The organism is Kitasatospora sp. NPDC057936 (assembly GCF_042887525.1).
Classification (GTDB): domain Bacteria; phylum Actinomycetota; class Actinomycetes; order Streptomycetales; family Streptomycetaceae; genus Kitasatospora.
In genome coordinates this window covers 1-13193 of record NZ_JBHVPD010000164.1, presented here as the reverse complement: position 1 = coordinate 13193, position 13193 = coordinate 1, and the positions used below count along the sequence as shown (strand labels likewise).

Here is a 13193-nt window from a genome sequence, read left to right as displayed (position 1 = left end):
CCCGCCCCCCGCCCCCCCCGCCTGCCCGCCCCCCCCGGGGCGCCCGCCCATCCTCGGATGGACCGCCTCCACTGTTTTTTTCCGGGCGCACCGGGGCCTCCCGGAGGCGCCGCGGCGGTGGGCGGGTCCCGACGGGGCCCGCCCACCGGCGTTCGTCAGCGCCAGCGCCAGGCGTGGTCGACCGGGCCGATCCCGGCGCCGAGGGCGAAGCCGCCCGCGATCGCGCCGGTGATGTACTCCTTGGCCGAGCCGACGGCCTCCGGCAGCGGCTCGCCCTTGGCGAGTCCGGCGGCGATCGCGCTGGCCAGCGTGCAGCCGGTGCCGTGGGTGTGCCGGTTGTCGTAGCGCGGCGCCCGGTACCAGTGCTCCTCCCCCGGCCCGCCGTACAGCAGGTCGGCGGCCTCGCCCGCCAGGTGTCCGCCCTTGACCAGGACCCAGCGCGGCCCGAGGTCGAGCAGCGCCTTGGCGGCGTCCAGCATCTGCCCCTCGTCCTCGACGGTGCGGCCGGTGAGCTGCGTCACCTCGTGCAGGTTGGGCGTGGCCAGGGTGGCCACCGGCAGCAGCTTCTCGCGGACGGTCGCGACGGCCTCGGCGGCGAGCAGCGCGTCCCCGTGCTTGGAGACGCCGACCGGGTCGACGACCACCGGGGCGTCCACCCCGGCCAGCAGGTCCGAGACGGTCTCGACGAGCTCGATCGACGCGAGCATCCCGGTCTTCACGGCCTGCACGCCGATGTCGTCCACCACGCTGCGGAACTGGGCCCGGACGGCCTCGGCGGGCAGTTCCCAGTAGCCCTGGACGCCGAGCGAGTTCTGCGCGGTGACGGCGGTGATCACGCTCATGCCGTGGACGCCGAGGGCGAGCATGGCCTTGAGGTCGGCCTGGATGCCGGCGCCGCCGCCGGAGTCGGAGCCGGCGACGGTGAGCACGCGGGGAGGAGCCGCGTGGGAAGGAGCCACGCGGGGAGGTGCAGTCGAAACCATGCCCCCAACCTACCCGCGACCGCTCAGAGCACGGCTTCCGATTCCGCCCAGCGGTCCTCCGGCACCGTCTTCAGCCTGGTCACCGCGTCCGCGACCGGCCGCAGCTCGATGGCGTTCCCGCGCAGCGCCGTGAAGTGGCCGAACGCGCCCGCGTGCACCGCCTCCACCGCGTGCCATCCGAACCTGGTCGCGAGCACCCGGTCCCGCGCGGTCGGGGTGCCGCCGCGCTGGGTGTGGCCGAGGATGACCGGGCGGGCCTCCTTGCCGAGCAGGTTCTCCAGCTCGTTGGCGAGCCGGTTGCCGATCCCGCCGAACGTCCGGTGCCCGAACTGGTCGACCTCGCCGTGGTCGAAGCGCATCGTGCCGGGCATCGGGGCGGCGCCCTCGGCGACGGCGATGATGGCGAACTTCTTGCCGCGCGCGAAGCGGTCCTCGACCATCCGGGCCACCGCCTCGATGTCGAACGGCTTCTCCGGGATCAGGATGCCGTGGGCGCCGCCGGCCATGCCCGCGGTGAGCGTGATCCAGCCGGTGTGCCGGCCCATCAACTCGACCACCATGACGCGCTGGTGGGACTCGGCGGTGGTCTTCAGCCGGTCGATCGCCTCGGTCGCGACGTGCACCGCGGTGTCGAAGCCGAAGGTGACGTCGGTGGCGTCGATGTCGTTGTCGATGGTCTTCGGCACCCCGACCACCGGCAGTCCGGCCTCGCTGAACAGCTTGGCGGCGGTCAGCGTGCCCTCGCCGCCGATCGCGATCAGCGCGTCGATGCCGATGTCCCGGGCCAGCGTCTTGGCGTTCTCCACCGCCCAGGCGATCCGCTCGCGCCGGACCCGGGCCGAACCGAGGATGGTGCCGCCGAGGGTGAGCAGTCCGGTGACGTCGTCGTGCGAGACCGGACGGGTGCGCCCCTCGATCAGACCGAGGAAGCCGTCCAGGATCCCGACGATCTCGTCACCGTGCACATCCGTGCCCCGGTGCACCACGGAGCGGATCACCGCGTTGAGGCCGGGGCAGTCGCCGCCGCTGGTCAGAACACCGATGCGCATGGTTGGTGCGTTCTCCGCTCGCAGTGGTTCGGACCACCCGCGCCCGGAGGGCGGGCGGGCTCGATCCCTCGCAAGCCTACGCAGAACCGGCGCGCGAATCCCGTCCGCGGCACCCGGGAGCGTGACGTTCCGTACGCGTGTCCGAGCGCCATCAGCCGTACCGCGTACGTCACTCGGCGAAGTGGTCCCAGCCGCCGACCCGGTCCCAGGGCGCGCCGTCGACCGTCACCCGGCCGCCGCGGGTGCCCCGGGGCCGGCCGGTCACCTCGCCCACCACCCGCCAGCGGGCCGGGAGTTGGATCCCGCGCGGGAAGGTCGCCACGATCGCGTGGTCCTCGCCGCCGGACAGCACCCAGACCAGCGGGTCCACCCCGACGGCCTGGCCGATGTCGGCCATCTGCGCCGGGACGTCGAAGTCGGCGGCCAACAGGTCGATGTCCACGTCGCTGGCGCGGGCCACGTGCCCGAGGTCGGCGACCAGCCCATCACTCACGTCGATCATCGAGGTCGCGCCCAACTCGGCCGCGGCCGGGCCGGCGTGGTACGGCGGCTCGGGGCGGCGGTGCGCCTCGACGAAGGCGCGCGGGGAACGGAAGCCGCGCTGGAGCACCGTCAGGCCGGCGGCGGACCAGCCCAGCCAGCCGGTCACCGCGACCACGTCGCCCACCTGCGCGCCGGAGCGCAGCACGGCCGCGCGCCCCTGGAGGTCCCCGAGCGCCGTGATGGCGAGCATGACGGTGTCGCCGCGCACCACGTCGCCGCCGACCACGGTCGCGCCGGCCACCTGGCACTCGTCGCGCAGCCCGTCCATCAGCTCGGTGGCCCACGTGGTGGGCAGGTCGGCGGGGGCGACCAGGCCCAGCAGTATCGCGGTCGGCACCGCGCCCATCGCGGCCACGTCGGCGAGGTTCTGGGCGGCGGCCTTGCGGCCGACGTCGTAGGCGGTGGACCAGTCCCGGCGGAAGTGCCGGTTCTCGATCAGGACGTCCGTGGTGGCCACCACCCGGCCGTCCGGGGCCTTCACCACCGCCGCGTCGTCGCCCGGGCCGAGGTCGACCGCGTCGGTGAGCGGTACCCGGGCGGTCAGCTCCCTGATGAGGCCGAACTCGCCGAGCTCGCCCACGGTCCCCTGCATCTGCCGTCCTCTCGCACTCAATCCGAATCGTGCTGCCGTCCGGATCGCGCTGCCATCCGGATCCGGTCCCCCGTCGCTCCCCCCGCGCGCAGCGTACGCCCTCCCGGGGTGCAGAGGTCTCCCCTCCCCGGCCCGCAGCGCGGTAGCGTGGTGATCAGACTGCCGGTGAGCCCGTTTCCCACCCGACGTCCCTCCGGGCGAGCACGGCGGCGATCCCCCCCAACCGGCCGCCGGGAGGCCCCCGTGGTACAGGCGTACATCCTGATCCAGACCGAGGTCGGCAAGGCCACCGCCGTGGCCGAGTCGATCTCCAAGATCCCCGGCGTGCTCACCGCCGAGGACGTCACCGGCCCCTACGACGTCATCGTCCGGGCCGAGGCCGACACCGTGGACGACCTCGGCCGTCTGGTCGTGGCCAAGGTCCAGCAGGTGGAGGGCATCACCCGCACCCTGACCTGTCCGGTGGTCCACCTGTAAGGCGCGGCTACGATCGGCTGGTGCCCAGAGAACTCCGCGTCCCCCGCGTCCTCGCGGCCCTGCCCGCGCCGGTCCGCTGGCTCGCCGTGCCCGTCGCGCTGACCTGCACCGTCGTGGTGCTGCTCGGCAGTTGGAGCGGGCCGGCGGACATCGAGGTGCCGACGCCGACCGGCAAGGCGGCCGGCTACTGCCGGAACCTGGCCGCCGCGCTGCCGCAGGAGCTGCTCGGGCACGCCCGCAAGGACCCGTCGCCGTCCTCGCCGTACGTCGCGGTCTGGGACACCTCGCCCCGGACGGTGCTGCGGTGCGGCATCGACCGGCCCGAGGAGCTCGACGGCCCGCACGCCATGGACATGTCGCCGACGCTCGACGACGTCACGTGGTGGTCGCAGAAGCTGGACGACGGGAGCTACCGCTTCGTCACGACGATGCGCGCCGCGTACGTCGAGGTGATCTCCCCCGCCAACGTCTACGACAGCCCGCTGGACCCCGCTTCGGCGGTCACCGCGGCCGTCAAGGCGAACGTCCCCGGCTGACCGGAACGGACGAACGACCGACGGAGGGCGGGCCGGGAGCTTCCCGGCCCGCCCTCCGTTCCCGCGCGGGCGACTAGCGCAGCCCGGTCGAGCGCCGCAGCGCCGCCTGGAGCAGCCGGTCGATGAGCTCCGGGTACGCGACCCCGGTGGCCTCCCACATCTTCGGGTAGGCCGAGATCGGGGTGAAGCCGGGCATCGTGTTGATCTCGTTGATCATCCAGGTGCCGTCCTCCAGCAGGAAGAAGTCCACCCGGGCGAGGCCCTCGCAGCCGAAGGCCTCGAACGCGGCCACCGCCTGGCGACGGATCTCGGCGGTCTCGTCCGCCGACAGCTCCGCCGGGATCCGGACGTCCGAGGAGTCGATGTACTTGGCCTCGAAGTCGTAGAACTCGTAGTCGCCGCCGACCATGATCTCGCCGGGCACGCTGGCCCGCGGGCCGTCCTCGAACTCCAGCACGCCGCACTCGATCTCGCGGCCGGTCACCCCGGCCTCGATGATCAGCTTGGGGTCGTGCCGGCGGGCCTCCTCGATCGCGGCGTCCAGCTCGGCCAGGTCCTTGACCTTGGTGATGCCGATGCTGGAGCCGGCCCGGCAGGGCTTGACGAAGAGCGGCAGGCCGAGCTCGGCCACCCGCTCGCGCACGGCCGCGCGGCCCTCCTCGGTCTCCCAGTCGCGCCGGTTCACGATGGTGTAGCGGCCGACGTTCAGGCCGTGCGAGGCGAGGATCCGCTTGGCGAACTCCTTGTCCATGCCGGCCGCGCTGGCGAACACGCCGTTGCCCACGTACGGGACCCCGGAGAGCTCCAGCAGGCCCTGCAGGGTGCCGTCCTCACCCCAGGGGCCGTGCAGCAGCGGGAACACCACGTCGACCTCGCCGAGCGCCTTGGGGGCGCCTCCCGGCTCGCTGAGGAGGACCTCGCGGCTGCCCGGCGAGACCGGCAGCGCGACCTGCCCGTCCACGGACTCGGCGACGTGCGCCACGTCCGGCAGCCTGCCGTCGGTGATGGCCATCCGGGCCGGCTCGTCGCTGGTCAGCGCCCAGCGGCCCTCGTGCGTGATGCCGATCGGCAGCACGTCGTACTTGTCGCGGTCGATCGCCCTGAGCACGCTGCCCGCGGTGGAGACCGAGATGGCGTGCTCGGAGCTGCGCCCGCCGAACACCAGCGCGACGCGGGGCTTCGGGGCGGACGGGTTCGGGGAGGACTGTTCGATGCTCATATCGCGTTTGAGACTACCGTGCGACGTGTTTCCGGAAAGTTAGCCGCCCCGCCACGCCGCCGCCCGGCCGTCAGCGCCGTTCCGCCTTCGCGGAGCGGGACATGAGCGTCTGCAGCGCCTCCTGGGTGGGCCTGCCGTTGTGCACCACGTCCACGACGGCCTCGACGATCGGCATGTCGACGCCGCTGCGCCGCGCGAGGTCGAGCACCGACTCGCAGGACTTGACGCCCTCGGCGGTCTGCTTGGTCGCCGCGATCGTCTCGGCGAGGGACATGCCCCGGCCCAGGTTCATGCCGAAGGTGTTGTTGCGCGACAGCGGCGAGGAGCAGGTGGCGACCAGGTCGCCCATCCCGGCGAGGCCCGCGAACGTGTGCGGGTCGGCGCCGAGCGCCTCGCCGAGCCGGGTGGTCTCGGCCAGCCCGCGGGTGATCAGCGTCGCCTTGGTGTTGTCGCCGAGCCCCATGCCCGCGGCCATGCCGACCGCGAGGCCGATCACGTTCTTGACCGCGCCGCCGAGTTCGCAGCCCACCACGTCGGTGTTGGTGTACGGGCGGAAGTACGGCGTGTGGCAGGCCGCCTGGAGCCGCTTGGCGACCGCCTCGTCGCTGCAGGCGACGACGCTGGCGGCGGGCTGGCGGTTGGCGATCTCCTTGGCCAGGTTGGGCCCGCTGACCACCGCGACCCGCTCCCGGCCGACCTTGGCGACCTCGTCGATGACCTCGCTCATCCGCTTCGCGGTGCCGAGTTCGATGCCCTTCATGAGGCTGACCAGGACGGTCTGCGGCTCGATCAGCGGCGCCCAGGCGGCCAGGTTGTCGCGCAGCGTCTGCGAGGGCACCACGAGGACGGCGAAGTCGGCGCCGGCCAGCGCCTCGGCGGGGTCGGTGGTGGCGCGGACGGAGTCGGGCAGGCGCACGCCCGGGAGGTAGTCCGGGTTCTCGTGCGTGCTGTTGACCGCGTCCGCCAGCTCCTGGCGGCGGGCCCAAAGCACGACCTCGCTGCCGGCGTCGGCCAGCACCATCGCGAACGCGGTGCCCCAGGAGCCGGTCCCCATCACGGCGCAGCGGGTCACTGACCGGCCTCCTCGGTGTTCGTGCCGCCCTTGGCGCGGCGGCGTTCGGCGAGCGCGGCGGCGGCCCGCTCGCGGGCGGCCCTGCGCATGTCGTAGCGCTCGGCGGGCGGCTCCTCGCCGCGCACGCCGGCCAGCACGGCGGTGATCGCCGTCATGATGTCCTCGGTGGCGTCGCCCAGCACCTGGGCGGTGAGCTCCATGCCCCGGTACTTGCTCAGGTCCACCGGCGGACCGGCCGCGACGACCACCCGGTGGCGCGGGAAGAGGTTGAACCTGCCCTTCCCGTAACCGGGCCGGCCGTACGGCGGGATGATCTCGTGGGCGCCCCAGTGCGCGACCGGGATGACCGGCGCACCGGTCATCAGCGCGACCCGGGCGACGCCGCTCTTGCCGGTCATCGGCCACAGGTCCGGGTCCCGGGTGAGGGTGCCCTCGGGGTAGAACTGCACGCACTGGCCGTTGTTGACGGCGTCGATCGCGGCCCGGAACGCCTGTGCGGCGTCCGTCGACTCGCGGAACACCGGAATCTGGCCGGTCTTGCGCAGCATGAATCCGATGAAGGGAATCGAGAACAGCGAGGACTTGCCGAGAATCCGCGGCGGGCGGCCGCTGTTGTACTGCCAGTGCGCGTAGACCAACGGGTCGATGATCGAATTGTGGTTCACCGCGGCGATGAATCCACCTTCGTCGGGAAGGTGCTCCCAGCCCCGCCAGTCGGGCTTCACCAGCGCGGTCGTCACCGGCTTGACCAGCACGGCCGCAAAGCGGTACCAGATGCCGTAGTCGGCGTTGCCGAACTTGGCGTGCGAGCGGCGGGCCACCCCAGGTCCTCCTCATCCGTGCGGCACACGGGGTGCCGCGGTCCTTGCCTCCCGGCGCCGGTGCACCGGCCGCCCGGTGCCCGGATCGCGGGCGCGGAACAGTGTCGCCCGCCCGCTCACCGACTGTCGAGCGACCGCGCCAGCGCACCGGGCGGTCGTGATCAAACGCACGTCCGCACAGCTGGGACGGCCTGGCGGGGGCTCCGGGGCCGGCGTCACAATGACGCCGATGACCCAGGACACCGTACGCCCCAGCGGGCCCGTCGCGCCCGCCGCACCCACCGCCGGCTGGTCGCTGGTGCTGCCGCTCAAACCGCTCGCCCTCGCCAAGTCCCGGCTGGCCCCGTACGCCGGGCCGCACCGGGCCGACCTGGCGCTCTCGTTCGCGCTCGACACCGTCACCGCCGCGCTCGCGACCCCGGGCGTCGCCCGCGTCCTGGTGGTCACGCGGGACCCCGCGGCCGGCCCGCGGCTGGCCGCGCTCGGCGCCGTGGTGGTGGCCGACGAACCCGGCGGCGGCCTCAACCGGGCGCTGGCGCACGGGGCGGCGGCCGCGCTGGCGCTCGCCCCGGACGCGCCGCTGGCCGCCCTCTCGGCGGACCTGCCGGCGCTGCGGCCGGCCGAACTGGCCCGGGTGCTGGGCGCGGTGCCGTCCCGGGGCCGGGCCTTCCTGCCGGACTCCCCCGGCCTCGGCACGACGCTGCTCGCCTGTGCCCCCGGCAGCCCGCTCGCCCCCGCGTTCGGGGACGGCTCACGGGCCCGGCACGCGGCCGGCGGGGCGCTCGAACTGGGCCTGGCCGACGTGGAGTCGGTGCGCCGCGACGTCGACACCGGCGCGGACCTCGGCGAGGCCCTGGCCCTCGGCGTCGGCCCCCACACGAGCGCCTCGTTCGCCCTCATCGGCCGTTCCTGACGCACGCCCCGCGAGACGCCGCCCGGGACTGTCGGACCCGCTCGCTATGCTGCTGGCATGCAGGCCACCGCGTTCACCTTCGACCCCGCCACCCGGGCCGGCTCCGTGCTGCTCGACGACGGGACCCCGGTGCCGTTCGACGCGGCCGCCTTCGACGCCGGCGGCCTGCGGCTGCTGCGGCCCGGCCAGCGGGTGCGCATCCGCACCGAGGGCAGCGGCGGGGCGCGCCGCGTGGTCTTCCTGACGCTCCAGACCTTCCCGGACCCGGCCGACGGCTGAACCGCCACCCGCCGGCGGTGCCGGCCGGACGCCCGGCGGGAAGAGGACCGCAACGCGAAAGAGCCGTGGCGGCCCGGCCTCCGCGTCATGCGGAAACGGGTGCGCCACGGCTTCTCTCGAAGGCCGTCCGAGGACGCCGCGCGGGACTACTTGGCGGTGGTCTTGCGCGCGGTGGTCTTGCGGGTGGCGGTCTTCTTCGCCGGAGCCGTCTTCTTGGCCGTGGCGGTCGCCTTCTTGGCGGTCGCGGTGGTCTTCTTGGCGGCGGCGGTGGTGACCGTCTTCTTGGCGGCGGCCGTCTTCTTCGTGGCGGTCGCCGTGGTCTTCTTGGCGGCGGCCGTGGTGGCCGTCTTCTTGGCAGCGGCGGCCGTCTTCTTCGTGGCGGTCGCCGTGGTCTTCTTGGCGGCGGCCGTGGTGGCCGTCTTCTTGGCGGCGGCCTTCTTGGCGGCCGGCGCGGCGGCAGCGGCGGCGGCGCGCTTGGTGGCGGCGCGCTTGGCGGCCGGGGTGGCGGCGACGCCGCTCTTGCCCGGGGTGAGGGAGCCCTTGGGGGCCTTCTTCACCGAGGGGCCTTCCTTCGGCAGCTTCTTGCTGCCGCTGACCAGGTCCTTGAAGCCCTGGCCCGGACGGAAGCGGGGCACCGAGGTCTTCTTGACCTTGACCTTCTCGCCGGTCTGCGGGTTGCGGGCGAAGCGCGCGGAGCGCTCCACCTTCTCGAAGGTGCCGAAACCGGTGACCGAAACCCGGTCACCGGCCACAACGGCACGGACCATGGTGTCGAGCACTGCGTCGACGGCCTCTGCGGCAGCCTTGCGACCGCCCAGCTGCTCGGCCACCGCTTCGACAAGCTGAGCCTTGTTCACGTCTTCCCCTTCGGAAACGGGCGCCGGATGATTCCATCCGTTCTTTTCGCACGTTAGGTATGTATCTGCGGACTTTCAATTACCAAACGCGCGAATCACCCTAGTGTCGCAATGGATTTGCGCGTCGGCGACCTCAGCCGAGCGGCGGGCGCCCCTCGTCGAGGTCATGCACAAACCGACTCAACCGCCTTGCCGCCTCCGGAAGATCGCGCTTGGCGGCCTCGGTGACGATGAGGAGTTGACGGGTGAGAGCGGTCTTTGCATCCGTAGACACGTTCAGCGCATGCACACGGTCGTGAGCTTGCTTCAACCGCTCGGCCACAAGCGCGTAGAGCGCTGCGACTTCCGGGTCGTCCGGCCCCTCAGCAGGTGCGGAGGCGACGTCCGGCCGCTCGTCAATTCGGCGTTCGGATCCCCGGCCCGTGGACTCCGAAGGCGCGGGTTCGCCGCCCGCGTACGGAGGTTCATGGTGCCGGTGCATGCACTGATTGTGCCATCTACCCGCAGTTGTGCATGCGCGGGGCCCTCTCGGGCAAAGCCAAATGGGCAATCGGGGGCGGCCCGGCGGCCCTAACTCGTGCTCCGGAACGCCGGATGGCCCGCCCCCCCGAGGAGGGGGCGGGCCATCCGGCGGATCGTCAGAATGCTTGTTCTGAAGGGATCTCAGGCAGCGGGCTGGGTACGGGGCTTGAAGGCCGGGCGGGTCGCCTCGAACGCGGCGATGTCGGGCTCGTTCTGCAGCGTGATGCTGATGTCGTCCAGCCCGTTGAGCAGCCGCCAGCGGACGTTGTCGTCCAGTTCGAACGGCGCGGTGACGCCCTCGGCCCGGACCTCGCGGGCCTCCAGGTCGACCGTGATCTCGGCACCGGCGTCACTCTCGGTGAGCACCCAGAGCCGCTCCACGGTCTCCTGCGGCAGGACGACCGTCAGCAGGCCGTTTTTAAGGGAATTCCCACGGAAGATGTCGGCGAAGCGCGACGAGATGACGGCGTGGAAGCCGTAGTTCTGCAGCGCCCAGACGGCGTGCTCGCGCGAGGAGCCGGTGCCGAACTCGGGGCCGGCCACCAGGACGGTGGCGCCCCGGCGCTCCGGCCGGTTGAGGATGAACGACTCGTCCTTGCGCCAGGCCTCGAACAGCCCGTCCTCGAAGCCGGAGCGGGTCACCTTCTTCAGCCAGTGGGCGGGGATGATCTGGTCGGTGTCGACGTTGCTGCGGCGCAGCGGGACGGCCCGGCCGGTGTGGGTGGTGAACTTCTCCATGGCTCAGGCCTCCACGGCGATGTCGGCGGTCAGGTCGGACGGGGCGGCCAGCCGGCCCAGGACGGCGGTCGCGGCGGCGACCTGCGGGGAGACCAGGTGGGTGCGGCCGCCCTTGCCCTGCCGGCCCTCGAAGTTGCGGTTCGAGGTGGAGGCGCAGCGCTCGCCGGGGGCGAGCTGGTCGGGGTTCATGCCCAGGCACATCGAGCAGCCCGCGTGCCGCCACTCGGCGCCGGCCGCGGTGAACACCTTGTCCAGGCCCTCCTCGACGGCCTGCAGCGCGACGCGCACCGAGCCCGGCACGACCAGCATCCGTACGCCGTCGGCGATCCGGCGGCCGTCCAGGACGGCGGCGGCGGCGCGCAGGTCCTCGATGCGGCCGTTGGTGCAGGAGCCGACGAAGACGGCGTCGACCTTGACCTCGCGCAGCGGGGTGCCGGCCTCCAGGCCCATGTACTTCAGGGCGTTCTCGGCGGCGGTACGCTCCTGCGGGTCGGCGAAGTCCTCGGGGTGCGGGACGGCGGAGCCCAGCGGAGCGCCCTGGCCGGGGTTGGTGCCCCAGGTGACGAACGGGGTCAGCTCGCTCGCGTCGATGAAGATCTCGTGGTCGAAGACCGCGTCCTCGTCGGTGCCCAGGGTGTTCCAGTACGCGACGGCGGCGTCCCAGTCCTCGCCCCGGGGGGCGTGCGGGCGGCCCTTGAGGTACTCGAACGTGGTCTCGTCCGGGGCGATCATGCCGGCCCGGGCGCCCGCCTCGATCGACATGTTGCAGATGGTCATCCGGGCCTCCATGGACAGGCTCCGGATCGCCGAACCGCGGTACTCCAGGACGTAGCCCTGGCCGCCGCCGGTGCCGATCTTCGCGATGACGGCGAGGATCAGGTCCTTGGCGGTGACGCCCTCGGGCAGCTCGCCCTCGACGGTGATCGCCATGGTGCGGAACGGCGCGAGCGGCAGCGTCTGGGTGGCCAGCACGTGTTCGACCTGGCTGGTGCCGATGCCGAACGCCAGTGCGCCGAAGGCGCCGTGGGTGGAGGTGTGGGAGTCGCCGCAGACCACGGTCATGCCGGGCTGGGTCAGGCCGAGCTGCGGGCCGACGACGTGGACGACGCCCTGCTCGACGTCGCCCAGCGAGTGGATCCGGACGCCGAACTCGGCGGCGTTGCGGCGCAGCGTCTCCAGCTGGACCTTGGAGACCGGGTCGGCGATCGGCTTGTCGATGTCCAGGGTCGGGGTGTTGTGGTCCTCGGTGGCGATCGTCAGATCGGTGCGGCGGACCGGGCGGCCGGCCAGCCGCAGGCCGTCGAAGGCCTGCGGGCTGGTGACCTCGTGGAGCAGGTGCAGGTCGATGAAGAGCAGGTCGGGCTCACCCTCCGCGCGCCGCACGACGTGGTCGTCCCAGACCTTCTCTGCGAGTGTCCGTCCCATCGGGTTCCCTCCAGCCGGCCGCGTTGCCGGCCTTCTCGGTGTCGTCGAGGTCAAAGCTGTCGCCGCCCATGGTGCGGAGCGCTTCGCGCGACCTGCACGCCGGATCGGTGTCCACGATGCGGACACTCTGTCGAGGCCCCATCCTGGGTGTCTCCCGGGCTGCTGCATCCAGAGTGGCGCTTTTCCGGCGAGATTGAACTTGCGTCTCGCGGAATGAGACTGCAGTCTTAGGGCATGGACAACACTAGCGGCGTCGGCGTTCTCGACAAGGCCGCTCTGGTGCTCAGCGCACTGGAGTCGGGCCCCGCCACGTTGGCGGGGCTGGTCGCCGCCACCGGTCTGGCGCGCCCCACGGCCCACCGACTCGCCGTCGCACTCGAACACCACCGTCTGGTCACCAGGGACATGCAGGGGCGTTTCATCCTCGGCCCCCGTCTCTCCGAACTCTCCGCCGCGGCGGGCGAGGACCGGCTGCTCGCCACCGCGGGCCCGGTCCTGACCCACCTGCGCGACGTCACCGGCGAGAGCGCACAGCTCTACCGCCGGCAGGGCGAGATGCGGATCTGCGTAGCCGCCGCCGAGCGGCTCTCCGGTCTGCGGGACACCGTCCCGGTCGGCAGCACCCTGCCGATGAAGGCCGGCTCGGCCGCCCAGGTCCTGCTGGCCTGGGAGGAGCCCGAGCGGCTGCACCGCGGCCTCCAGGGCGCCCGCTTCACCGCGACCGCGCTGAGCGGCGTCCGGCGCCGCGGCTGGGCCCAGTCGATCGGCGAGCGGGAGCCGGGCGTCGCGTCCGTCTCCGCGCCCGTCCGCGGCCCCTCCAACCGCGTCGTGGCCGCCGTCTCCGTCTCCGGCCCGATCGAGCGCCTGACCCGTCACCCGGGCCGGCTGCACGCCCAGGCCATCATCGAAGCCGCGAACCGGCTCACCGAGGCCCTGCGGCGCAGCTGACACACCACGCGGAAAAGCCCGGCGGGCCCCGATCGAAAGTGATCGGGGCCCGCCGGGCTTTTCCATGCGGTACTGCGGGGACAAAACGAAAAAGACCCCGGGAAACCGGGGCCTTCCTTTTCTGGCTGGGGTACCAGGACTCGAACCTAGACTAAATGAACCAGAATCACTCGTGCTGCCAATTACACCATACCCCACCAGAGTTGAACCCTCGTCGGA

Annotated in this window: 15 protein-coding genes and 1 tRNA gene; 5 read left to right on the top strand and 11 right to left on the bottom strand. The window is 72.7% G+C overall.

The features are described from left to right. Positions 1 to 155: 155 nt before the first annotated feature. The 3 genes from thiD to ACFVU9_RS44250 all read right to left on the bottom strand — a co-directional run bounded on the left by thiD (position 156) and on the right by ACFVU9_RS44250 (position 3167). Positions 156 to 983 carry a bifunctional hydroxymethylpyrimidine kinase/phosphomethylpyrimidine kinase gene (gene thiD / locus ACFVU9_RS44260; protein ID WP_380445670.1) on the bottom strand — a complete coding sequence of 276 codons (828 nt, stop codon included), beginning with the start codon at positions 981 to 983 and terminating at the stop codon, positions 156 to 158. A gap of 23 nt (positions 984 to 1006) precedes the next feature. Further along, on the bottom strand, positions 1007 to 2032 hold the full coding sequence (locus tag ACFVU9_RS44255; protein ID WP_380445671.1) for an ATP-dependent 6-phosphofructokinase: 1026 nt from the start codon (positions 2030 to 2032) through the stop codon (positions 1007 to 1009). 169 nt (positions 2033 to 2201) lie between these two features. Beyond that, complete coding sequence (locus tag ACFVU9_RS44250; protein ID WP_380445672.1) at positions 2202 to 3167, bottom strand: thiamine-phosphate kinase; 966 nt, start codon at positions 3165 to 3167, stop codon at positions 2202 to 2204. A gap of 243 nt (positions 3168 to 3410) precedes the next feature. On the opposite strand from ACFVU9_RS44250, the gene ACFVU9_RS44245 reads away from it, so the two are divergent. Beyond that, the gene (locus ACFVU9_RS44245; protein ID WP_218205768.1) at positions 3411 to 3644 is read left to right on the top strand and encodes an Lrp/AsnC family transcriptional regulator; all 234 of its coding nucleotides are present in this window, start codon (positions 3411 to 3413) and stop codon (positions 3642 to 3644) included. A 20-nt stretch (positions 3645 to 3664) separates the two neighbouring features. Beyond that, positions 3665 to 4180: a DUF3515 family protein gene (locus tag ACFVU9_RS44240; RefSeq protein WP_380499578.1), complete on the top strand. Its 516-nt coding sequence runs from the start codon at positions 3665 to 3667 to the stop codon at positions 4178 to 4180. A gap of 73 nt (positions 4181 to 4253) precedes the next feature. Here the strand turns inward: ACFVU9_RS44240 and ACFVU9_RS44235 are convergent, their stop codons facing one another. From ACFVU9_RS44235 to ACFVU9_RS44225, 3 genes are all read right to left on the bottom strand, one after another. Beyond that, positions 4254 to 5399, bottom strand: coding sequence for a D-alanine--D-alanine ligase family protein (locus ACFVU9_RS44235; protein WP_380445674.1), 1146 nt, complete (start codon positions 5397 to 5399; stop codon positions 4254 to 4256). Positions 5400 to 5469: 70 nt separating this feature from the next. Then, the gene (locus tag ACFVU9_RS44230; RefSeq protein ID WP_380445675.1) at positions 5470 to 6471 is read right to left on the bottom strand and encodes an NAD(P)H-dependent glycerol-3-phosphate dehydrogenase; all 1002 of its coding nucleotides are present in this window, start codon (positions 6469 to 6471) and stop codon (positions 5470 to 5472) included. Beyond that, on the bottom strand, positions 6468 to 7292 hold the full coding sequence (locus ACFVU9_RS44225; RefSeq protein WP_387603531.1) for a lysophospholipid acyltransferase family protein: 825 nt from the start codon (positions 7290 to 7292) through the stop codon (positions 6468 to 6470). Before ACFVU9_RS44225 ends, ACFVU9_RS44230 begins: the two co-directional genes overlap by 4 nt. 229 nt (positions 7293 to 7521) lie before the next feature. On the opposite strand from ACFVU9_RS44225, the gene cofC reads away from it, so the two are divergent. Both cofC and ACFVU9_RS44215 read left to right on the top strand, forming a co-directional pair. After that, positions 7522 to 8205 (top strand): 2-phospho-L-lactate guanylyltransferase, encoded by a 684-nt coding sequence (gene cofC / locus ACFVU9_RS44220; RefSeq protein ID WP_380445678.1) that lies wholly within the window; start codon positions 7522 to 7524, stop codon positions 8203 to 8205. Between the two features lie 57 nt (positions 8206 to 8262). Beyond that, positions 8263 to 8484, top strand: a complete 222-nt coding sequence (locus ACFVU9_RS44215; RefSeq protein WP_380499568.1) for a hypothetical protein — start codon at positions 8263 to 8265, stop codon at positions 8482 to 8484. Between the two features lie 146 nt (positions 8485 to 8630). Here ACFVU9_RS44215 and ACFVU9_RS44210 read toward each other — a convergent pair whose 3' ends face one another. From ACFVU9_RS44210 to leuC, 4 genes are all read right to left on the bottom strand, one after another. Next, a complete protein-coding gene (locus ACFVU9_RS44210) occupies positions 8631 to 9341 on the bottom strand; it encodes an HU family DNA-binding protein (RefSeq protein ID WP_380445680.1) in 711 nt (236 codons plus the stop codon). A gap of 133 nt (positions 9342 to 9474) precedes the next feature. Continuing rightward, positions 9475 to 9822, bottom strand: coding sequence for a hypothetical protein (locus tag ACFVU9_RS44205; RefSeq protein WP_380445681.1), 348 nt, complete (start codon positions 9820 to 9822; stop codon positions 9475 to 9477). Between the two features lie 182 nt (positions 9823 to 10004). Further along, on the bottom strand, positions 10005 to 10601 hold the full coding sequence (leuD, locus tag ACFVU9_RS44200; protein ID WP_380499565.1) for a 3-isopropylmalate dehydratase small subunit: 597 nt from the start codon (positions 10599 to 10601) through the stop codon (positions 10005 to 10007). 3 nt (positions 10602 to 10604) lie between these two features. Continuing rightward, complete coding sequence (leuC, locus tag ACFVU9_RS44195) at positions 10605 to 12026, bottom strand: 3-isopropylmalate dehydratase large subunit (RefSeq protein ID WP_380445683.1); 1422 nt, start codon at positions 12024 to 12026, stop codon at positions 10605 to 10607. Between the two features lie 234 nt (positions 12027 to 12260). Between leuC and ACFVU9_RS44190 the strand changes: the two genes are divergently transcribed. After that, the gene (locus ACFVU9_RS44190) at positions 12261 to 12974 is read left to right on the top strand and encodes an IclR family transcriptional regulator (RefSeq protein ID WP_030246527.1); all 714 of its coding nucleotides are present in this window, start codon (positions 12261 to 12263) and stop codon (positions 12972 to 12974) included. Positions 12975 to 13096: 122 nt separating this feature from the next. Here the strand turns inward: ACFVU9_RS44190 and ACFVU9_RS44185 are convergent. Next, positions 13097 to 13171: transfer RNA gene (locus ACFVU9_RS44185), tRNA-Gln, on the bottom strand. Positions 13172 to 13193: the final 22 nt, after the last annotated feature.